Source organism: Pilosibacter sp. NGB245 (assembly GCF_057397225.1).
Genome location: NZ_CM171584.1, coordinates 165,001 through 187,306 on the forward strand (window position 1 = coordinate 165,001; position 22,306 = coordinate 187,306).

Sequence of the window (22,306 nt, forward strand, 5' to 3'; positions counted from 1 at the left end):
CTGGGTAAGTCGGGGCCTAAGGCAAGGCTGAGAAGCGTAGCTGATGGACAACAGGTTTAGATTCCTGTACCACATGATATCAGAACTGTGGGGACGCAGAGGGATAAGATGACCGGGGAACAGAACCCCGGGCAAGCGTAGGAGGTGTCAGGCAGGCAAATCCGCCTGATAAGCCAAAGACGTGACGCGGACCGAACTAAAGTAGGGAAGCATCTGATTCCAGCTGCCGAGAAAAGCCGCTATTGTGTATCATGTGCCCGTACCGTAAACCGACACAGGTGGATGAGGAGAGAATCCTAAGGCCGGCGGGAGAAGCATTGTTAAGGAACTCGGCAAAATGACCCCGTAACTTCGGGATAAGGGGTGCCAGAGAGATCTGGCCGCAGAGAATAGGCTCAAGCAACTGTTTAGCAAAAACACAGGTCTATGCGAAACCGTAAGGTGATGTATATGGGCTGACGCCTGCCCGGTGCTGGAAGGTTAAGAGGAGAGGTTAGAGCAATCGAAGCTTTGAATTGAAGCCCCAGTAAACGGCGGCCGTAACTATAACGGTCCTAAGGTAGCGAAATTCCTTGTCGGGTAAGTTCCGACCCGCACGAAAGGCGTAATGATTTGAGCGCTGTCTCGACAATGCACCCGGTGAAATTGAAATACCAGTGAAGATGCTGGTTACCTGCGCCAGGACGGAAAGACCCCATGGAGCTTTACTCCAGCTTGATACTGGGATTCGGTAATGCATGCACAGGATAGGTGGGAGGCTACGAGTACGGAACTCCGGTTTCGTATGAGCCGCTGTTGGGATACCACCCTTGCGTTACTGGGTTTCTAACCATGGTCCATGATCTGGATCGGGGACAATGTCAGGTGGGGAGTTTGACTGGGGCGGTCGCCTCCGAAAGGGTATCGGAGGCGCTCAAAGGTTCCCTCAGAATGGTTGGAAACCATTCGAAGAGTGCAAAGGCAGAAGGGAGCTTGACTGCGAGACCGACGGGTCGAGCAGGTAGGAAACTAGGACTTAGTGATCCGGTGGTATGAAAGTGGGATTGCCATCGCTCAACGGATAAAAGCTACCCTGGGGATAACAGGCTTATCACTCCCAAGAGTTCACATCGACGGAGTGGTTTGGCACCTCGATGTCGGCTCATCGCATCCTGGGGCTGAAGTAGGTCCCAAGGGTTGGGCTGTTCGCCCATTAAAGCGGTACGCGAGCTGGGTTCAGAACGTCGTGAGACAGTTCGGTCCCTATCCGGCGCAGGCGGAGGATATTTGAGAGGAGCTGTCCTTAGTACGAGAGGACCGGGATGGACGGACCGCTGGTGTACCGGTTGAGCTGCTAAGCTCATGGCCGGGTAGCCAAGTCTGGCAGGGATAAACGCTGAAGGCATCTAAGCGTGAAGCCCCCCTCAAGATGAGATATCCCATTCGAAAGAAGTAAGACCCCTTGAAGACGACGAGGTAGATAGGGCAGAGGTGGAAGTGCAGTAATGCATGGAGCTGACTGTTACTAATCGGTCGAGGGCTTATCCAGGAAGGTCAAGTGAAGATTCGAAGGTTGATGATGTTCAATATGTGGTTTTGAAGGTATGTTCCTTCATTATTCCTCGATAGCTCAGTCGGTAGAGCACGCGGCTGTTAACCGCGCTGTCGTAGGTTCGAGTCCTACTCGGGGAGTTTTTTCATACTATCCAATGTGTTCGGTAAACCTGATGAGATGTGGGTCTGAAACGCCCTGGTCACCAGTTCAAATCTGGTAATCGATGGATTCGCGTTTATCCGGTTGACAGAGGCAAGTAAATATGATAGTATATATTTAAGGCCCCATGGTCAAGCGGTTAAGACATCGCCCTTTCACGGCGGTAACACGAGTTCGAACCTCGTTGGGGTCATTTAACTAAATATGGCGACATAGCCAAGTGGTAAGGCGTGGGTCTGCAACACCCTGATCACCAGTTCAAATCTGGTTGTCGCCTCTCTTATGAGAGCCTCAGAATCCTTTATTTATAAGTGTTCTGGGGTTTTTGCTTTATAATTTTGATGTTTGCGCGTGTTTGCGGTCTGAAAACAGTGTGTTGTATGGGCATTTATTTATCTATATTCATACAATAAATTGATTTGATCTTGAATATGGCACATTTCCAATGCATTAAAGAGACTATATATCGTTTGCGCAAGCGGGCCTATCAATGGCAATGAATATTACTGATCCGCTCATACATATAAAAAATTTGCGGATCAATAAGATCCTTTGTCTCACTTATCTCTCGTAAAAAATATTTTGAAGAGTAGTTGTTTGCGCAAACAGCCATTCATAACTCTCTCATTAGGTTAGTAAAATGGTCACTATACCTTTAACCAAGGATAGCGGCCATTTTATTTGCAGTTTCTTCGTTGGAAGTGATATTGCATAAATAGTGTCGTGTCATGGAAAGCGTCGTATGTCCAAGCAGTTTTTGTAATTCGGTGTCTTCCATACCGTTCTTATACATGATAGATGCTGTCGAGAAACGCAGCTTATGAGAGGAACGGTATTCAATCCCTAATTCATCACAACATTTTTTCAAACGTCGATTGAAGGTAACGGTTGCCAATGGACTGTCGCCACGATAAAAGATAAATTCCTGATCGTCAGGTTGTAACTTTCGTACCTGATTAAGAATCGCTTTTGTTGCAGGTGTCAGTGGCATAGAGCGGATTCCATCTGCTGTATTACCCTTGATGGAATCGATGACTCGGTTCTTGTCATCTACAAATCGTTGTATACGAATTGAGTTCCCATCAATGTCAGACCATTTTAATCCCTTTAATTCTCCGATTCGCAGTACCATGTGAAAATCAAAGAGAATTGCCAGGGAGTAGAAGTCAGTCTCGTTGGACAAATGTTCAATGATCCGCAGCCGGTCCTCTTCTGTGTAAGGTGTTATTTGCGTATTTACAGGCTTGAAATCGAACTGCTTATAATTAATGCTATTCAGACAGTTATAGCCTATAATGCCTTGCTCAACGGCCAGGTAGAGCATTCCGTTTAGAATACTCTTCATGTCATTGAAACGCTTTCTTGTCAAGGTACGCCCTTTTGTGATCCGGCGGAAAAAGGATATGTAGTTCTGAACCGTGATGTCCTTTAATTTTTTAGAAGCTAAACTGGATTCCTTAATCAAGGCATTCCATAGAAAACGGTTCTCCTTTATGGTCTTTGGAGTAACGTTCGTTTCTTCTTCTCGCCATTTCATCCAGATCTCAAAATATTCAGTCAGAGTCACATTCAGAGTCCCAAAATAATGATCGTGTAATTTTTCAATGAGACTCGGATAGTCAGCGCTGCTGATTGTTTTGCGATTTATGAGGATATAAATCCGTCCGTCATCGGGACGAACTTTAATCCTGCTCAAATCGCAGACACCTTTGACTTTCTTTTCTTTGGTTGTAAAATTCATAATCTTACTACATGCCGATGGGGTCATTTTACCATTAGGAACCAAACATTGCAAGATAGGTTCCGGCATGTAGTCTGGATCAATATCCGAAGAATGCGGCGTTGATGCCGCCAAAATATTTGCAATGGCAATATTCTGTTCTCGGAATTTGCTTTGCGACATGCGCCGCACCTCCTTTCTCTGATGTCAGATGTATAATATATATTTAAGCAGGCTGGTAGTACAGCCCTGAAGACTCGGTGTTATTCGAGATATGCGAGCCTCCGACCTGTGTCTCTCATTTTGGTTAGCCAATCAGTATGTCTTCCACATTCTTTGGAACAACTGCTAGAAGAATCAGATTCCCTTGATGTGAGATCCAAAACCGGCTTGATTAAATCCTTAGGAAGATTTAGTACATATACCGATTCATCCTCCAGATAAATATCTTTGCTGAACCGGTCAAGGTTAATACAAGGGTACTCAAGCGAATAATTTAAATAGTTTTTTTCAGCATCGTTGCGTGGCTCTCCAAGTAATACTTTGTTTTCCTTAAGTGCTTTTCGAAAGTCTTTAAATGGTACAAGTTGTGTATGCGGGACAAAACTACTGGTACACGATAAGGCTGTTTCATAGGCAGTCATAAAAGCATCACGCTTTAGTACGAGTAAAACACGCTTGCGAGAGGCATTGCGATAATTTTCAACCTGATAGCAATCCTCAATATAAACTCCGTTGGCTCCAATGCGGTTATCGATAAATACGGTGTGACCATAATTCTCGCGTTCAAAGATATCGTATCTGCGTCTGGGGTAGATGGAGGTTTCGTATTTATAATCTGGATATATACGTTCTTCGGCAGATGCACTTGTAATCTTCATGTTTTTTAGGACGCTGAGCAGAGTGCCGCAGGTGTATTGCAGAGGATTGAACGTCATCTGCTTTTCAAAGCTAATTTTTAATATCTCAATGTACTGAAGCAGCAGAGTCTTTGCCTTTTCTTCTGTAATTGCCGGTATAGAGACTCCATACGTTAAATAGACCTTCAGCGCCCAGTATGAGAGCATGAAGTTATCTTGCTGGCGGTAAGAAGCGTTGTCTCTAACAGGGAATAAGTTAGAGAATTCATCTATGACTTCACTTGTTAAAGCATGGAGTTCTCCATTATCCATATTGTCAGCAAGATACTGGATAAAATAGCGGTAGCCTGTACGGAACAGGAGTGGGTTTTTTGTTTTCAAGGATCGGATAATCGATCTCCGGTTATCGAGAGATTCAGCATCAAAGTTGAAAAATACTTGGATCAAACGGTTGTTCCATGATTCGGACATTCTGTAGAAGGAATTGGCTTCTCCCGTTATGATAGGGAGCGCTATTCCATGATTGTCCAAGTAAAATGAACGCAATATGTCATCCATGACCGTAGTGCTCTTATTCTGGATATCGTAGGAGCTGGACTTTCGGTTATCATCCAGAATATTTGTACAGTCACAGAGACCGGAATAATCCTGTTTGTACTTTTTCAGTGAGTTCTGAAGGATAAAAGTATTCCGAAGATTCCCGGTGTGATCCGTCAGGATGCGCCCAACATGGATTGCAAGCTCCGTTTTACCGGTCTGGGTCTTTCCACTAATCATACAGCCAGGAGTGCTGTACGAAAGAGCTGCGTCTTTCAGTGGCTGCATGAGGCTTAACAATGCACAGCAAAAAATAGGGTAAAGCTCACCGGGAGCTTGATTTAAAATCTTCAGAATCTGCTTGTAAGTGTCTTCTGGAGTGCGTATTTTGTCATAGAACAAATAACCGTTTGAGGCCAGCGAACGGCAGTCACTTCGTTCTCCAGCTTTGTCGATCCCATATCCGGAAGTAAGGTAGATCCAGGATTGATTATCACGGATCCATCCCGTGCGTTTGGAAATATGGTAGATACCATCGAAGTCTGTACTGCTTGCAGTGTCACATATAGTTTGTAGGCAGGACAGTACCGGGAGCTTTTGAGACTTCTGACGGATCAGCGTGAGTGTACGCAGTTCTTTAAGGCTTTCATCCATATTCTCTGGGTAGTAGATAAAAGAGACTGGATGATTAGTGGTGTAATCTCGCAGCACAATGAAAAAACGATAATGGCAAGGTAATTCTGTAGATATACTTTCGGCGTAGCCATCATGTTCAATGAACTTCTCAATTCCGACGATATTGATGGAGAGAAGATCTTCGAGTGCGGATTTACTTGTTTCAAATGTTGCTGATGATGTCTCATTCATGAGTACTCCTCCTTTGGTTTTAATGAAAATATTAAGTATGGTGGCATTCTATCATATATCGTCGAACGATGTATGCTAAATAATGTGGGCTTGAGCTGGATACAATAAGATGTGAGAATGCAAAATATGCAGATGTTTTGAAAAATATCAGATAAATATAAAATTATAGATATAATAAATGGACAATATCGGGCTAAAATCTTGAAATTAGAGCTATAATTTGAATAACTAAAAATTTTATTGATTGCAAATAGACGTATTTAAAAGGTATGGTAAGGGTGAATTTGTTTATTTAGAAATTGTTTAGACAATTGTAGATATAAAAAAGCAAAGCCAGGCAAAAACAACCATGCTGTCAATGTCCAGCATGGTTGCAAACAAAATACTATTCAAATATTTGGTGCGGGTTAATTGCTAATCTATGGAGATTAGTAAGACTAAGAAAATAATACTCATCATATGCTGAAAAAAGGTCGTAGTAGGTGTCAAAAAGCTGGTCAATATCTTCATGAGAAACTTTTGAGTCAGCGATTATCAGATCTTGGGTTTCGTTAACCCATGACATAAAGGTAAACATTTCTCTGTACAGTGATTTAATACTACGCCCAACGGATTTCGTGAAGACAGCATCTATTATGTCAAAGGCATCAGGATTTTTTTCTACCACGTATCTAATCGGTTCAAGATGTTTTGCAAGGTTTTCAAGGGCACTTGATATGTCACGGGACGTGTTTATACAATCGAAGCACTTTTTTAGTTCATTTGTTTCCTTATATGTCAATTTTGCGGGAGGTTTGCGGTATGCATTAATAAAATTTTTAACTCCATGTCGGAATTTTTTATAGCCAGCTGGAAAGTTAACCAATAGGGATTGCATACGATATTGATCAATGATATTGTTGATAAATAAGCAATCTTGTTCAAGCTGTTTTTGATTTTTAAAGCGGAGTACGGTTGTGAAATTATCTTTTGCTTGAGTATCAGCAGGGGAAAATGGAAAAATATAAGAACAAAGAATATCTCGAATATCATCCAAATAAAAAGGAATTACCCCCCAAATATCGATATTGTGTAATATTAATATATGATGTAAAATGGTAAATAATGCATTAGAATATGCTTGGCGGTTTCCTGTAAAGGGCAAAGAATAGAATTCTTTATCCTTCTCATCAAGTTTAAAAAGAGGGAATGCATATGTCGAATGATTTATCAAGTCCATGCCAAATAACGAGCGTAATTTTTCATAGTTTTTTTTATCGATGTCTCTATCGATAGAGTTATTCGAGCATAAAGCGCGGAGAAGGTTATCTAAATCTTTACGAAAGCTAGTACCTGGAGAACCAGAAGTGAATCTATCCTCTATGATAGCAATTGTGAGTCGTTCGGCTGGGTATATCGTTCTTAAATAATCGAAATCAATACCTTGTTTACCATCCGAAAATTTCAAAGATATATCGTTATTAGAAAAGCACCAGAAATCTGTGGTTTTAACTTCTTTTAGAGAACCATCTTCGTAGAGTATTTTATACTGTCTACTTCTTCCCATAAATTCAAATACCTCCTTAATACATTTGCTGACGTTATAGTCAGTTTTACTATGGAATAGCTGTTGAGTTTCAACATGATTCTATTTTATAAAACCAGCAGTATCCAGATAAGAAGACATAGGAATGAAAATTCATTCTAAGAATTATTTAAAAAAAAGAAGAAAATTTTGTGGTATTTGTGGTTATTAGGGGTCCTACAGCAGGGGATTTTGAGTTTATTTATTTTAAAAAATATTTTTGCGCTTCTCCAGATCAGCAATTACGCTGAGTGGGACCCTGTAATTTCTTCCAACCTTATATGCAGGAAGCTGTCCATCCCGGATCATTCGGTAGGCAGTTGAACTGCTGATCTGAATCCTTTCACAGAATTCTCGTAATGTAATATACTCCTTATTCATCTATAAAAAACTCCTTTCGCATAAGAATTTATTTTTAAAAGAGATTCGCAAATCTCTTTAAATAAGTGTTGTTGAATACGCATGAGCATTTAAATACGTCATCCGAGCATAAGGACAAAATAAATGTAAAAGGCAGCAGGAAATTGATTGAGTGATTAGTGATTAAATCTATGTTGGTGGTATTTGACAATCTATGAGTATTCATGAACGTAATAGAATTTTAAAGAAGTATAACATATCACTAAATCTACAGAAATGTAGAAATCGATCATGAAATCGATAATGCCCGTATAGAGGATAAATCGTAGATGGTAATAGGATACTTATTGATAGATAAGGTATGGTATATAAAGAATGAGTAAGAGTGTTATTCAACATCATTTCCGGCCGTAGGCCTTCAAGAATAATACTTACGTCCAGCGTATTACCAATAAAATTCTCGTATGACAATTATCGGGATTGGAGCAATTATGCAAGAAAAGAATTTAACACCGATATCTGTAAAGATACCGAATAAACTAAAGGATCAGTTGGGGGAAAAAGCCCGCGAAGAGGGATACCAAAGTATATCAGAGTTTATTAGGGAAACCTTAGAAGAAAAGGTATTACCGGAGGCGGCAGTTGCGATAAATGAAAAGAAAATTTACCAGAAGATGGTCAGACTATTGGTTAATCTGGAAACACAGATGCAGCAGAATCATGTTGAAGATCCAAAGATTAGGAAGACCATTCAGGAGTTGAAGAAAGAGGTAAAGGAACATGGCTACTGTTAAGATTTTTGGACGTAAAAGCTATAACGAGAATTACAAAACGCACTATTATACGAATCGTGACTCAACGGCGACAGTATTAAAGTACATATATCGAGTTGGAAGAGACAAGGGGGATTTAGTGGAAAATTGCATAGGCGGTTTTGGTGTGAATATGCCCTTGGTCAAGAATATTTGTGATGACATGGAAATGGTTCGGGCTGTATATAATAAAACAGATGGAAGACAGATCCGGCACTTTGGAGTCTATCTCAATGAAAAAGAGATGGAACAGATCGACGATTTCAATGCCCTTGCAATCGACATTGATAAATACTATAGTGATCGTTTCCAAATCGTTCATGCAGCACACTGGAAGAAGGGAAAAATACATTTTCACATGTGCATGAACTCTGTGAGCTATGTAGACGGGAAAAAGTATACGGACAAAGATGGGGATTTGAAACGATTTAAGAGTTATGTGAACGGGTGTGTTCAGAGACATATGGGAAAGATTTCCTAGAATTAAGGTAAAAGCATGTCTTGACATATAGAAGCGCAGAGATTAAAATAATGAATAGAACAAATGTTCGATAAAGGGAGGACGCCATGAAACGGGTGATTTTCCATGTAGATGTTAATTCGGCCTTTTTATCGTGGGAGGCCTGTTATCGGATCCATCATCTAGGGGGCACCCAGGATCTGCGAAATTTGGTAAGTGCAGTGGGTGGAGATCAGGAAAAACGTCATGGAATCATCCTTGCAAAGTCGATTCCAGCAAAGAAATATAAGATCCAGACAGGTGAGACGGTGGTATCAGCAAAGCAGAAATGTCCGGGGCTGATCCTTGTGCCACCAAACTATGACCTGTATAACCGATCCTCGAAGGCACTGGTGAAGTTATTAGGAGAGTATTCTGACCGGATCGAGCAGTACAGCATTGATGAGTGTTTCCTGGATATGACTGGGTGTTGTGCTGATCCGATTCAGACAGCATACGAGATCAAAGATAGAGTAAGGCGGGAGCTTGGTTTTACTGTAAATATCGGTGTCTCTGAGAATAAACTTCTGGCAAAGATGGCATCTGATTTTGAAAAGCCTGACCGGGTTCATACATTATGGAAGTCAGAAATTAGGGAAAAGATGTGGTATCTTCCCGTAGGGGATCTGTTTTATGTGGGACACAGTTCTCAGCAAAGACTACGCAATCTGGGAATCTTTACTATTGGAGAATTGGCGGCGATGGATCCTGTAATTCTCCGATCCTTTATGAAATCACAGGGAGTACTGATCTGGCAATATGCGAATGGGATTGATGAATCTGCGGTGATTGATGTTCCGCCCCCAGCTAAGGGATATGGAAATTCCCTTACAACACCAAGAGATGTCACGGACAGGGAGATCGCAAAGCAGTATTTATTATCACTCGCTGAGACTGTTTCAGCAAGGCTCCGGGCGGATGGGGTAAAGATCGGTGTCGTGTCGATTAGTCTCCGTGACTGGAACTTGCAGTTTTGCGGACATCAAATCACTTTATCGGTGCCGACAGATCTGACATTAGAGATTTACGAGGCAGCTTGTAAGTGCTTTGATGAGCTGTGGGATGGAACGCCACTTCGACATCTTGGGATTCATACAAGCCGTGTATCGACAGATTCCTGCCGTCAAATTCAGATGTTCGAGCGGATTGATTATGAGAAAGTTCATAAAATGGAAGCAGCAGTAGATGGGATTCGCAGGAGATACGGAGCAGATAGTATTAAAAGAGCGTGCTTTTTGCCAGAATCAGGTAGAGAATGGATCGATCACATGGGCGGCGGGGTGAGCCGTGAAAAGCGTACCGTTGATTATTCCAGAGAGAAGATATTATAATAAAGGAGTTGATGTAGCGTGGCAGGGTTTGCGGATGCAACAAAATATGGAATCGAAACAGATAGCGGTGTACCGAAAGGAACCAGATATGAAATTGCGTGCATGACTTGGTTTACTTCGACCGGGAAAACTATGCCACGGTACTTTAAGTTCGAGGATGACAGTGGTGCGATCCAGACAGTGACGGATATTGTAGTAAATTACACCGAAGAGAAGAATTACAGCGGGATTCCGAGCCGAGAATATGGCTGCAAGGCAATCATTGGTGGTCTGAACCGGGAGTTTCGTCTGATCTTTTATCAAGAAAACTGTAAATGGGTGATGTTAATATGATGAGATATTTTGCGGATTCATATTGGAGAAGGAGACTTTATTATGTGTGATACAAAAAAATATTATAAAATATATGAGGAAATTAAAAACTGACTCCGGAAGACACATTGAGACTGATGAAAGACGCGAAAAGTAAAGAAGAACAGGATTTTTTCGGAGTTGTAGGTGATTTCCTACTCCAAAAGAGACAAAAAGAACTAATTGATAGGAACGTTTACTGATGACCATATAGGCTATTTGCAGAAGAATTCAAGACTTAAATAATACCAAAGTAATTTTAGGCAGTTTTATCAATAAGAAACTGCATTTACCCTACAAGAAGGCTGAGTATGCGAATTGGAAACATGAGGAGAGCACATGTGCGGACGGTACTTTGTAGATGATGGAATGGAAAGAGAGATAAAGAATGCGTTCCAGTCGGTTGATATTTCTAAGTTCCAGGCCAAGGCGGGAGATGTGTGTCCGACGGACTGGGCATTCATCTTGACTGGAACGAAAGAAATCTATCTGACACAGATGAGATGGGGATTTCGGAAAAAGGACCAAAAGGATCTGCTCATCAATGCAAGAGTGGAGACGGTAAAGGAAAAGCCCATGTTTAATGAGAGCATGCGGTACAATCGTTGTGTGATACCGGCATCGGGATTCTATGAGTGGAACAAAATTGGGGAAAAGGCTTCATTTCGTCCGCCGCACAGGAAAATTCTGTTTATGGCGGGAATTTGGCAGAAGGTAGAAGATGAGAAGCAGTTTACAATTCTGACAACGGTTCCGAATGCTTCAGTGGCTCCGGTACATGAGCGAATGCCGTTGGTGCTCGATAAAAATGAAGTTTCTCAGTGGCTTATGGACTGGAAGCAAGCTGAAGAACTGCTAACAAAAAAACCTGCACTTTTGGAGCGCAGGCAAGAGTTTGAGCAATTATCACTATTTGAGTAAGGCCAGCGACATGTGTTGGCAAAGTATAAGATCATTTATCAAATCTGAATAATTCTATAATCAAAGCTGATCGGTGATGTTGACCAACGCTTCAACTAAGCGGATATACTTCTTATATTGCACATCACCGTATTTTTTTGCCTCAGAGATGGCATGGAGAACTGTGTCATCCGTATCAGGCATCATATCTTTTAACAGATAATCTGCACTTACAGAGAAAGCCTGGCAGATCGAGACGAAGGTTTCAAGGGACATGACTTTGATACCTCGTTCAATGTTGCTGTAAAAGGAAGGAGAAATGCCACAGCGTTCGGCAGCAGCTTCCTGTGAGATTCCAAGCTCCTCGCGGCAGTGACGGATCCGTCTGCCAATTTCTACATAGTCCAATTTATCCAATGAAACGGTCTCCTCTCAGATTATTTCTTATATTCTAACGGATGCATTGCTGGAAAATAATGATCTATAAGAATAGAACTTGCCTATAAGAATACTAAGGGGTATAATTATGGATAAGTATGAGAGGAGGAAAATATATAGTTATTCACTTGAAGGGAGGAAATTTGCTACCTGCTAAGAGGGCTGAAAGAATAGTAACTTAAATACCATGTCCAATTTTCTATGCGATAAGCCTTATTATACTGAAAAGGAGAAAGTACTATGGATAGTGTTATAGGTAATACATGGATGTATTTATGCTTGATATGTGCTGTTTTGTTGTGGATTGTATATCATAAGCTAGTTCATGTTTATTATGTTGATTTGTTTAGAGGGATATGTAAAGAGATATTTTTTAGCTTATTTTTTGGTATCTTGTTAGGAACCGCTATAATGAAATACCCAGCTGTTGCAGTAGTATTTGTAGGTATTATTGTACTTTATCTATATAGCAAGAGAAGAAAGCGTACAGATGATATCAAAATGCAAACTGAATATAGCAGAATGAGCAATGCGACTGCACAAAAAAATGCAGAACCTGAGAATAAATATAGAGTAGATAAGTTTACATTTTATTCAGAGGTACAAGCTCAGTCGCTCGTAGAGCCATTCCAAACCAATATAGGTGAACGAATTAAAATAGCGAATACAAAATATCTCAAAAATGTATTTTCACAGATGGATGTAATCACTTCAAATCCTCCGCTTGAAATTGAATCACTTGAAAATGTAAAGAATTATATAGGTAGATTTCTGTCCGGGAAAGAACTTGTATATATGATCCTTCCAGATGAAAAAATTGTACTAGCGGATAAAGGTATTATAACTAAAAATACCAATCATGGTCGGCCAGCGGAATTTTTACATTATAAGCAGTATGTATATTTAGGACAGGATTTTGTAACGATGGCATCAGAGAGACATGCCGAAGCATTATGTAACTTCTTTAGATATGTATATTTAAATGAAGAGGCTCCTGAAAATAACGAATCACTTGTATATACTCAGGTATTAGCAAAATTGCAGTCTTTGCCTCAAGAAGTTGCAACAGCGGATGAACACTTTAGCACGCAAAAAGAATATGAGAAATATGTAAAAATGGTGAAAGCTAAGGTGCTCGAAAAGCTGAAAAAGGATGATCCTGAGACGTATCAGCAGTATTTGAAGAAGCAGTCTAACAAAAAAGAAGATTTTGATAACTGGCAGTTACGTGTAGGAATAGGTGCGATAGTAGTATTTGTAATTAAAATATTTTTATCAGGTTTATTCAGCGGAATCATACCGGCCATAGTGGTTCTGATTGTGGGTGGCATAATCGGAAACCATTTGGAAAAAAAGAAATATGGAGAAACATTAAAAGCTTTGCCTGACTTTATAAGGAAGGTGGAAGAAGAAGATAAAAAGGAGAATATAAAAAAGACTGGAAATGTTCGGGTAGATGAATATGAGAAAATTCTGCAAAGCTCATTTGGGGTTGAGTATGAGACTTGGAATGAGCCAAATCAGTCGAGTGATGAAAATGTATTGAACGATGATTTCGATCCGGAAAGAGATGCAGAAATTAAGAAAGAAAGAACTATTCTAACTGTAATTTTAATTGTGGTGTGCATTATTGCAATCAGGCTATAATTTACAGAGGGAAGGAGATTAAATGATAGCATCAAATAGCGTTGAAGTAATTGTAATGATTTTGACGATCTTAGTATTAGCTCTGGTAGTATTTGCAATATTTGTAGAAGTTAAAGTAAGAATGCAAGTGAACAAAGCTGCTAGCCAATACCAGGATAGATTAAGAAATAATGAATTGGTGAGGGTTCCCAATATCCCAATAGAGGAAATCGCTGTAAAGTTAAGACAGTTAATGCCATTTAAAAAATTTGATGTAACTGTCACAGGGGACGATATAAATATACGTTGTTATATAGATGAAAAAAAGCAACTGTATACAATAACGATATCCAAACAAAATGAATATTATACTCTGCATATAAAAGGAAAGAAAGCAAAGTATATTGTATTAAAACAAATTGAAGACATATTATCATTAGCCTGCTGGGGAAAACATGCTTATACGGATTTTAATCTGGAAGTAGAATTGAATGATTTGAAGAAAAAAGAAAATCTTTCATTGGTAAGTAAAATAGCTTGCCTGCTTGGAGCGATAGGCTGGATTGGATATATTTCTTATGCGTATACTTATATAAATCCAATTATTGCATTGAAAGCATCAGAACTCAACAACACCACAATTACTGTTGGAGAGATGGCAGATGAATTTTTTGATAACCCAAAATGGAAAGTACGCGCATCATTGCTAGATGAAGATGGATTTATCGATATTAGTGGAAAGTGCTATCATGTTAGTGATATTATGGGCGGTACTGTAAATCTGGTTGATTTATCATTGGAGTTTTTCTACAGCAACGGAGGAGCTTTTCATCTTACCGGTGCGAAAGTCGATGGTGAAAGTATAGATACAGACGAGATAGAGGCACTGGTAAGTGACTTGTATAAGGGGCACATGGAAAACGAACTTATTGATGGGAATGGCAACTTGCCAAGTTACGGACATTATATAAGTTATCAATCTGGTGGGGACATAAATGTTATAAATGAACAAGTAGAGTCTACTGAAGAGGACACTACGAGTTCAGAAACAACACCGACAGAGACAGAACCATCCAGCGTAGCCCAGGAAACAACCGTAGAAGAGACTACTCCAGAGGAAACATCAGCGCAGAGTGGTCAGCAAACAAGATTTGCAACAATCGATGAGTACAGAGGACCGTTCGACATTAGCATTATTCCCAATACCGTATGGAGTTGTACTCCAGATGATATGACCTCATCTAAGATGACTATAACGGAAAATGATGATGGTAGTCTTCACCTCACTATTGAAGCAACCTCAACGCATAACCCATATGTAAATAACTTCTCTGGAAATTCCGTCACTATTTCGGGTGCGCAGGATGCAGATCTCTATATTGTATTTGAGACAGATGGACAGGATCCAGATGGTGTGGGGGATCAGGTAGAAGTCACTTGGTATAGTATGGAAGCAGCGGACTTCCCACAAGTTAAGGGTGGTGAAGATGGATCATTCTTGAATGATTATTTGTACGATGGACAATATAACTGGGAATATGATCTTCAATAATAAGTAGATTATTGGAAGGGCACTGGAGGACCTTAGTTGGTTTCCAGTGTCCTTTAATTATGAGTTGATAGTAGATTGATTTATCAAACAATACGCATATATATTATATCCCTGAATAAACAGTAAACCATATTTCAAGGAGGTAATGTATATGTCAGCAAACGTAGAGACCATGTTTTACACCAGAGAGAAGCCGTGGCACGGATTAGGAACCAGAGTAGAGAATGCTTTGGATTCAAAGGAAGCGCTTGTAGCTGCTGGCCTGGACTGGAAAGTCATTCAGAAACCAATTATGACGGATGACGGGAACCGGATTCCGGGATTCAAAGCAAATGTCCGGGATACAGATCAGCAGATCCTTGGAGTTGTCACGGACCGATATAAAGTAGTACAGAATGAAGATGCCTTCGCCTTTACAGATCAGCTGTTGGGCGAAGGCGTTTCTTATGAGACGGCGGGATCCCTGCAGAACGGACGGCGGATCTGGATGCTTGCAAAACTGCCGCAGAGATATATTATCAGCGGAGATGAGATCGAGCCGTATCTGGTATTCATGAATGCTCATGATGGAACAGGTGCGATCAAGGCGGCAATGACACCGATCCGGGTTGTCTGCCAGAATACCTTAAATCTTGCACTGAGTTCGGCAAAGCGTGTATGGTCCACGAACCATACGGGAGATATGAATGGGAAGATCATGGATGCCAGAGATTCGCTGCTCTATGCTGAAAAGTACATGACAGAGTTAGGAAAGACGATTGAGCGAATGAATCAGATCAAGCTTTCTGACCAAAAGGTCAAAGAGTATATTAATGCGCTGTTCCCGATCTATGAAGATCCGACTCCACAGCAGGTGAAGAATATCCGCCGGATGAAGGAGGACATGATGGCACGCTACTATGATGCACCGGATCTTAAAGATGTGGGGCAGAACGGCTATCGATTTATCAATGCGGTATCAGATTATGCAACTCATGCAAAACCATTGCGGACAACGGCAAATTATAAGGAAAACCTTTTCGCCAGAACCGTTGAAGGAAATGCGATGATCGATAGAGCCTGTGAACTGTTAAAGGCAGCATGACGACAGGGCAGTATGAAAAGAAAATTACAAAATAACCTCCTGAATGAGCTATCGAAAGGAGGTGAGACCGATGCCGTGGATTGTGATTGAGCTTATTATCAAGATTTTTAGACCATAAGGAAGTGTAGAGGACAGGACGTGAGATGCGTTCCTGTCCTTTATTTATTTGCGAGAACCCGAGATGCATCGGTTTAACAAAGAATATCGATGAAGCTAATCAGAGGTAAGCTAAAGAACTGGAGGAATATCATGAACGAAGAATTACAGAAGAGAACGATTGAAGATATGATGAAACGTCCGATTCCCAGAAAAAGAGTAGAGATTGTAAAGCTTCAGATGGTTCGGGAGGGAAGCGTTTTATATGGGACAAGGCGCTTTACATCGGCGGAGGGTGCGGTTGAAGCAGTGCGCCCGATGCTTTCTAAGACAGACCGGGAGATGATGCTTGTCATGAGCGTAAATGCGAAGCTGGAGCCGATGGCAGTGGAGATTGTCGCAGTAGGCGGTGTGGATTCCTGTGCGGTAGATGTAAAGAACATCTTTAAGCACGCATTATTGAATAATGCTTCATATATTATCTGCTTTCATAATCATCCATCGGGATATACGCTTCCGAGCAGGGAGGATGAAAAATTTACAGAGCGTTTGGTGACGGCGGGACGTATCCTGAATCTTCCGATGATAGACCATATTATCGTAGGAGATGATGACTTTTATAGTTTCAGAGAAAATGGAAAGCTTGAGATCTTTCCAGAAAGTGATGCAGTTGCTTGAGAGAGCGACTGAATGGGAACAGGAATCACCTGCCGCGCCGGAGCGCCTTGAAATTATCAGGGATCTTTCGCCCCATATATACATTGAATAAATTGCTCCAAAACGCAGATTTGCATAATTCCTTTTGGGGCGAAAGATAACTGGGAATTTCGAGAAGCGGAGGTGCGGCAGCCAAATATAGCAAGAGGAGAGATTTGATGGAGACAAAAATGTCATTACAGGGAATCGAGAGAACAGAGTGGTTACATTTAAGGAAAACAGGTCTTGGCGGATCTGATGCGGGAGCAGTGTGCGGGCTGAATCCATATTCCAGTCCATTGCAGGTCTTTTATGACAAAACGAGTGAAGAGGTGCAGGATAAAGACAGCGAGTCAATGAGGCAGGGACGGGATCTGGAAGAGTATGTAGCACGGCGATTTATGGAAGAGACTGGAAAGAAGGTGCGACGGTCAAATTTCATGTACCGCTCAGAAGAGCACCCATTTATGCTTGCGGATGTGGATCGGCTTGTGGTAGGAGAAGATGCAGGCCTGGAATGCAAGACGGCGAATGCTTATAACGCTGATAAGTGGAAGGATGGTAAGATCCCGGCGCATTATATGATCCAGTGTTACCACTATATGGCAGTAACTGGAAAGAAGAACTGGTATATTGCTGTTGTCATTCTGGGGCAGGAATTTAAGTACGCGAAGATCAGCTGGGATGAGGAGATGATCCAGAACCTGATTACAGTGGAGGAGAACTTCTGGAAGAATCATATCCTGACGGGGAAAGCGCCGCAGCCAAATGGATCTGAAGCAGATGATAAGTTCCTTTTGCAAAGGTTCCCGGAATCCAGCGTTGAAGAAGCTCTTCCGCTGAAATCTTTCGATGCAAAGCTGTGCCGGAGAGCAGAGATCCAGGAACAGATTAAGGATCTGGAGCAGGAACAGGGGAAGATCGATCAAGAGATCAAACTCTACATGGGAGATCATGCGACCGCTGTGAGTGAAAAGTTTCGGGTAATATGGCAGTCTGTAAAGTCAGAACGCTTGGACAGTAAGAAGTTAAAGCAGGAGAATCCAGAAATTTACCAGAAATATACAAAGGCGATATCATCCAGACGGTTTGTAGTGAATTCGGCTGCATGATGAGGGGAGGATTTTATTATGGCAGATAAAGAGATACGTCTGCTTCATGCGGATGAAATTGAATGCAGAGTAGCAATGGTTACGGAGACAGGAGTGTCCCTATTACTATACAAGGATGCCCGCGTGGATCAGCGGATTCTTGATGAAACGTTCACGACGTTTGGCTGGAAGCGCAGCCATCAGGTAATTGACGGGAATCTCTATTGTACCGTTGAGGTATGGGATACAGAAAAGAGCCAGTGGATCGGGAAGCAGGATGTCGGGAAAGAAAGTTATACGGAGAAAGAAAAGGGACAGGCATCGGACAGTTTTAAGAGAGCGTGTGTAAACTGGGGGATCGGAAGAGAGTTGTACTCTGCTCCGTTTATCTGGGTTCCCGTAGAGAAGGTAAATATTCAGAAAATCAAGGAAAAGTATGTTACCAAAGACCGTTTTCAGGTCACGGATATCAATTATAACGATAAGCGGGAGATTATTGGATTGCAGATCCAGAATCAGAGGGGTGAAATTATTTATTCGTACTATGCGGGGAAGAGAAAGGAGGAAGCGCAGAGCCGGTCAAAACAGACCAAAGGGAACCCAACGGAGGTCAGGACGAAACTGGCGGAGAAAGCGATGCAGAACCGCATAGACGAGTTACAGAGGGAACTGGACCGTACCGGGGTATCATGGCAGACTGTGTTGAGAAGATATGGACTGTCCGATATCAATCAGATGACAGCGGAGCAATACCGGGATGCCATGTCAGGCCTTAAAAAGTCCAGATCAGCAGCTTAAGGAAGGAGACATAAGACAATGATATCATGTGATGGAATTTTGGGATTATTCAAAGAGGCAGCATCAAAGCGGATCGAACAGGTCCTTCTTGCGGAATGGCGGAAGAAAAAGGATTTTTACCAGAGAGAGGGACAGAAACGAGATGAACTGCTTGGAAGACTGAATGATGTGGAGAAGCAGCTCTTCGAGGAATATATGGAGATGGTCCTGGAGGGTAACAACGAAAAGGAAATGGCAATCTATCAGAATGGATTCTTAGACGGACTCTACGTAGCGAATAAGATCCAGAATTTAGATAAAATTGAACGGAGGAAATAGGGATGGAAGTAAAGATTACAATGGAGAAGTTTATGGAACTGGTAAAACGTACTGCAAAGCTAAAGATTGGAAGGTCAGCGACGATTGAAGAATCTACGATAGCTAAGAACAATGAACTGATTTATCAGGGGACAGAAGCAATGATTCATGGAAACAGGATCCATCGAAGTGCCTATCTGGAGCAGTTTTACGGATTCTTTGATCATGATGCTGATCTGCGGGAGTGTATCGGTAAAATGATCCGGGTGGATGTAAAACCAGAAACGATTACAGAAAGCAACTCTATTTTCAGAGATATGTCTGACTGGGAAAAAATGCGTCCAAGGGTATGCTGCCAGATCATCAATAGGGCGAGAAACTTAAAATTACTGCGTAAGGTTTCAAACACGGAATATCTGGATTTGGCAGTTGTTTATAGCCTGGAATTTAAAGAATATGGACCCTACATATATAGCGTCAGAGTCACAAAAAAGATGCTGGAGCAGATGAACGTATCAATGGAAGAATTGCATGAGCAGGCTCTTATCAATATGAAGAGGAAGTTCCCCTATAAGATCGAGCTGTTGGAGGATATTATTTTAAATCAGACGGCTTTTGACAGGGATCATATACCGAATGGAGACAGGTTGGATCTGCCGGTTTATGTGATCCAGAATCGGTTGGAGGCAGATGGAGCGTCAGTAATTCTTGATAAGGAGCCATTTGAGAAACTTGCGCATCAGCTTGCTACAGATCTGATCGTGTTCCCGACATCGGTTCATGAATTGATGGCAATACCAGAGATGCCGAATGCACCTGTTGAGGATATGAAAACGCTTTTAATGGAGATGAATCTGGGGTGCGTAAAAACAGAGGAGCAGCTGTCACCGCATATTTATCGGTATAGGCGGGGGAAAGAAGAGTTGGAAATAGCAGCCTAATCGATGTGGATCAGAAATCTTATATAAATGCCTATGGAGGAAATGGATATGAAGACATTAAGAGAATTTGCAGAGGATGTTTTAAATCAGGTAACAACCGGTACGGGATATCTGGGAGAAATTGTAGAGAAAGCAGAAAATAATGGAAAAATCACTGTGTGCATCTCCATTAGAAAATCAGGTAGTATGGTTGGACCGATGATCAAATTAGAAGGTTATTATGAAGAATATAAGGAGAGCCAGAATGAGGAAACACTGTATGGGATAAGCAGGGAAATAGAGACTATAGCCAATAAAGCGTGGGAGCAGGAGACGGAAATAGTAGAACTTGGAAATGAAATCAAGAAGGGATTTCCTGCGGTGAAAGACCGGATTCATATGCGGTTAGTGAACGCAGAAGAAAATCAGAACCGATTGAAGAATATTCCGTGGATTTCTTATTTAGATCTGGCGATTACGTTTCATCTAAATTTTGATGGGGATGGTGATGAGCAGAAATCGATTGAAGTGAATCACCAGCTCATAGATACCTGGAATGTGACACCGGGGGATCTGTACCAGACAGCACTTGCAAATATGGAAAGAGAAGACGATGGAACATTTTACCGTCTGTCAGATTTTGTGGAGAGTGTGTTACATACAACGTCTGAAAGTAGCGGTCTGGATATGTATATTATGACAAATAAGAAGTGCGCTTATGGAGCAACCGAGATTTTACGCTCGGGAGAATTGAAAAGAAGAGCGGAGGAGTTTAAGAGTGATCTGGTGGTACTGCCATCATCCGTACATGAAGTATTGGTTCTTCCGTATGAGGAGTGGATGGATCTGGACGTATTTCGCAGAACGGTACAGAATGTAAATGATGATGCGGTAAGAAGGGAAGAACAGCTTTCAAATCAGGTATACTTGTATCAAAAGGACAAAGACAGTCTGATGGTTGCGTAAATAGGAAATAACAGGTGGAAATGCCGACAGGATCAAAAGAAACGATTCTGTCGGCATTTTATATTTGGTAATGAGATAAAAATAGGTGGATCATCCACACAGAAAGAGGAACGATATGGCATTTTTATTAAAAGAGACGTTTAAATTTCCAAAGGATAACTTTAAAAGCATGAAATATCAGCCGTATGAGCTGAAACCTTCATTTTCAATGTACCGGGTGTATGAATGGTATCAACACTGGAACGGAATGGTATATGTATCGTTTTCTGGGGGATTGGACAGTACAGTGCTGGCCTATCTGGTTTGCGAGGCATATAGAAAGTACCATCTGGAGGGAAAACTTCCGCTGGTATTTGTAAACACAGGAACGGAATTTCCAGAAATTCAGGTATTTGTCCAGGAGTACACGGAGTGGTTAAAAAGGAAATTTCCAGAACTGGATATCGAACTGGTGACGTTATACCCTAAACATGGAATCCGATGGGTGATGGAACATAAAGGTTTCCCGATTATCAGTAAGGACACGGCGGGGAAGATTAAAAAGTTACGCTATGGAAAACTGAGCGCACGCTATCGGAATTATTTACTGAATGGAGATGAGAGAGGACGTTTTGGTATGCTTGCGAAAAAATGGCAGTATTTGACTGATATTGAGAAGGTGCCGGAAGATATTTCGGATGCTTGCTGTGAGATCCTAAAAAAGGAACCGCTGCGACGGTATGCGCGGGAGAGTAAGAGATATCCGATGATGGGAATTACGCAGGATGAGGGATTTAAAAGAGAAAACCAGTATAATCATACAGGGTGCAATGTCTATGATGGCCATACAATTAAGAGTCAGCCGATGGGGTTCTGGATAAGGGAAGACGTACTGCAATATAAAATGGATCATAGAATTCCTATCTGTTGCGTATATGGAGAAGTGGTATGGGATGAAACGGGAGAATGGGTTACGACAGGCGAGAGCCGAACTGGCTGCGTGATGTGTGGATTTGGTTGTCATCTGGAGAAAGAGCCGAACCGAATTCAGAGGCTGCGGTGTTCAAAAAATCCGGTACATCGTCGGATGTGCGAAGGAATCTTAAAAATTGAGAATCATGGAGTTACATATGAGGAGGCGTTGCAAAGATGCCATATTGCGACAGAATGCGATGAAGCGCTCAAAGATGATGGTGATAAGAGAAAAACCGCATAAAATACTATTTTTTCAGGTGATGATAGGAATTCTAAGTGGAATTTGCTATAATG

Annotated in this window: 20 protein-coding genes, 3 tRNA genes and 1 rRNA gene (1 of these 24 cut by a window edge); 19 read left to right on the plus strand and 5 right to left on the minus strand. The window is 41.4% G+C overall.

What is annotated here, in order from left to right; translation table 11 throughout:
- The 4 genes from ACXMYH_RS00720 to ACXMYH_RS00735 form a co-directional block, all read left to right on the plus strand.
- A 23S ribosomal RNA gene (locus ACXMYH_RS00720) occupies positions 1–1,528 on the plus strand (it extends 1,359 nt beyond the left edge of the window).
- A 70-nt stretch (positions 1,529–1,598) separates the two neighbouring features.
- Positions 1,599–1,671 (plus strand) — tRNA-Asn (locus ACXMYH_RS00725).
- A gap of 143 nt (positions 1,672–1,814) precedes the next feature.
- Positions 1,815–1,886, plus strand: a tRNA-Glu gene (locus tag ACXMYH_RS00730).
- 13 nt (positions 1,887–1,899) lie between these two features.
- A tRNA-Cys gene (locus tag ACXMYH_RS00735) sits at positions 1,900–1,970 on the plus strand.
- A 378-nt stretch (positions 1,971–2,348) separates the two neighbouring features.
- On the opposite strand, the gene ACXMYH_RS00740 is transcribed toward ACXMYH_RS00735, so the two are convergent.
- The 4 genes from ACXMYH_RS00740 to ACXMYH_RS00755 all read right to left on the minus strand — a co-directional run bounded on the left by ACXMYH_RS00740 (position 2,349) and on the right by ACXMYH_RS00755 (position 7,622).
- On the minus strand, positions 2,349–3,596 hold the full coding sequence (locus ACXMYH_RS00740; RefSeq protein WP_486555300.1) for a tyrosine-type recombinase/integrase: 1,248 nt from the start codon (positions 3,594–3,596) through the stop codon (positions 2,349–2,351).
- A gap of 80 nt (positions 3,597–3,676) precedes the next feature.
- The gene (locus ACXMYH_RS00745) at positions 3,677–5,677 is read right to left on the minus strand and encodes a hypothetical protein (protein ID WP_486555301.1); all 2,001 of its coding nucleotides are present in this window, start codon (positions 5,675–5,677) and stop codon (positions 3,677–3,679) included.
- A 385-nt stretch (positions 5,678–6,062) separates the two neighbouring features.
- The gene (locus ACXMYH_RS00750) at positions 6,063–7,223 is read right to left on the minus strand and encodes a hypothetical protein (RefSeq protein ID WP_486555302.1); all 1,161 of its coding nucleotides are present in this window, start codon (positions 7,221–7,223) and stop codon (positions 6,063–6,065) included.
- Between the two features lie 225 nt (positions 7,224–7,448).
- Complete coding sequence (locus ACXMYH_RS00755; RefSeq protein ID WP_486555303.1) at positions 7,449–7,622, minus strand: helix-turn-helix domain-containing protein; 174 nt, start codon at positions 7,620–7,622, stop codon at positions 7,449–7,451.
- Between the two features lie 470 nt (positions 7,623–8,092).
- Between ACXMYH_RS00755 and ACXMYH_RS00760 the strand changes: the two genes are divergently transcribed.
- The 5 genes from ACXMYH_RS00760 (at position 8,093) to ACXMYH_RS00780 (ending at position 11,515) form a co-directional block, all read left to right on the plus strand.
- Positions 8,093–8,395, plus strand: coding sequence for a ribbon-helix-helix domain-containing protein (locus ACXMYH_RS00760; RefSeq protein ID WP_486555304.1), 303 nt, complete (start codon positions 8,093–8,095; stop codon positions 8,393–8,395).
- Entirely contained in the window at positions 8,382–8,894 is a 513-nt protein-coding gene (locus ACXMYH_RS00765; RefSeq protein ID WP_486555305.1) for a relaxase/mobilization nuclease domain-containing protein, read from the plus strand. Before ACXMYH_RS00760 ends, ACXMYH_RS00765 begins: the two co-directional genes overlap by 14 nt.
- Positions 8,895–8,980: 86 nt before the next feature.
- Positions 8,981–10,243, plus strand: coding sequence for a Y-family DNA polymerase (locus ACXMYH_RS00770; RefSeq protein ID WP_486555306.1), 1,263 nt, complete (start codon positions 8,981–8,983; stop codon positions 10,241–10,243).
- 18 nt (positions 10,244–10,261) lie between these two features.
- The gene (locus tag ACXMYH_RS00775; RefSeq protein ID WP_486555307.1) at positions 10,262–10,576 is read left to right on the plus strand and encodes a thioredoxin family protein; all 315 of its coding nucleotides are present in this window, start codon (positions 10,262–10,264) and stop codon (positions 10,574–10,576) included.
- A gap of 387 nt (positions 10,577–10,963) precedes the next feature.
- On the plus strand, positions 10,964–11,515 hold the full coding sequence (locus tag ACXMYH_RS00780) for an SOS response-associated peptidase (RefSeq protein WP_486555308.1): 552 nt from the start codon (positions 10,964–10,966) through the stop codon (positions 11,513–11,515).
- Between the two features lie 60 nt (positions 11,516–11,575).
- On the opposite strand, the gene ACXMYH_RS00785 is transcribed toward ACXMYH_RS00780, so the two are convergent.
- Positions 11,576–11,911 (minus strand): helix-turn-helix domain-containing protein, encoded by a 336-nt coding sequence (locus ACXMYH_RS00785; protein ID WP_486555309.1) that lies wholly within the window; start codon positions 11,909–11,911, stop codon positions 11,576–11,578.
- 261 nt (positions 11,912–12,172) lie between these two features.
- On the opposite strand from ACXMYH_RS00785, the gene ACXMYH_RS00790 reads away from it, so the two are divergent.
- From ACXMYH_RS00790 to ACXMYH_RS00835, 10 genes are all read left to right on the plus strand, one after another.
- On the plus strand, positions 12,173–13,579 hold the full coding sequence (locus ACXMYH_RS00790; RefSeq protein ID WP_486555310.1) for a hypothetical protein: 1,407 nt from the start codon (positions 12,173–12,175) through the stop codon (positions 13,577–13,579).
- 22 nt (positions 13,580–13,601) lie between these two features.
- A complete protein-coding gene (locus ACXMYH_RS00795) occupies positions 13,602–15,110 on the plus strand; it encodes a hypothetical protein (RefSeq protein WP_486555311.1) in 1,509 nt (502 codons plus the stop codon).
- A 151-nt stretch (positions 15,111–15,261) separates the two neighbouring features.
- Positions 15,262–16,194, plus strand: a complete 933-nt coding sequence (locus tag ACXMYH_RS00800; RefSeq protein WP_486555312.1) for a DUF932 domain-containing protein — start codon at positions 15,262–15,264, stop codon at positions 16,192–16,194.
- A gap of 249 nt (positions 16,195–16,443) precedes the next feature.
- Positions 16,444–16,968 carry a JAB domain-containing protein gene (locus ACXMYH_RS00805; protein ID WP_486555313.1) on the plus strand — a complete coding sequence of 175 codons (525 nt, stop codon included), beginning with the start codon at positions 16,444–16,446 and terminating at the stop codon, positions 16,966–16,968.
- A 197-nt stretch (positions 16,969–17,165) separates the two neighbouring features.
- Positions 17,166–18,098: a YqaJ viral recombinase family nuclease gene (locus tag ACXMYH_RS00810; protein WP_486555314.1), complete on the plus strand. Its 933-nt coding sequence runs from the start codon at positions 17,166–17,168 to the stop codon at positions 18,096–18,098.
- Between the two features lie 18 nt (positions 18,099–18,116).
- Positions 18,117–18,875, plus strand: a complete 759-nt coding sequence (locus ACXMYH_RS00815) for a hypothetical protein (protein WP_486555315.1) — start codon at positions 18,117–18,119, stop codon at positions 18,873–18,875.
- An 18-nt stretch (positions 18,876–18,893) separates the two neighbouring features.
- Positions 18,894–19,193, plus strand: a complete 300-nt coding sequence (locus tag ACXMYH_RS00820; RefSeq protein ID WP_486555316.1) for a hypothetical protein — start codon at positions 18,894–18,896, stop codon at positions 19,191–19,193.
- Positions 19,194–19,195: 2 nt separating this feature from the next.
- Positions 19,196–20,113, plus strand: a complete 918-nt coding sequence (locus tag ACXMYH_RS00825; protein WP_486555317.1) for a DUF5688 family protein — start codon at positions 19,196–19,198, stop codon at positions 20,111–20,113.
- Positions 20,114–20,161: 48 nt separating this feature from the next.
- Positions 20,162–21,058, plus strand: a complete 897-nt coding sequence (locus ACXMYH_RS00830; RefSeq protein ID WP_486555318.1) for a DUF5688 family protein — start codon at positions 20,162–20,164, stop codon at positions 21,056–21,058.
- A gap of 115 nt (positions 21,059–21,173) precedes the next feature.
- Positions 21,174–22,253, plus strand: a complete 1,080-nt coding sequence (locus tag ACXMYH_RS00835; protein ID WP_486555319.1) for a phosphoadenosine phosphosulfate reductase domain-containing protein — start codon at positions 21,174–21,176, stop codon at positions 22,251–22,253.
- Positions 22,254–22,306 lie beyond the last annotated feature (53 nt).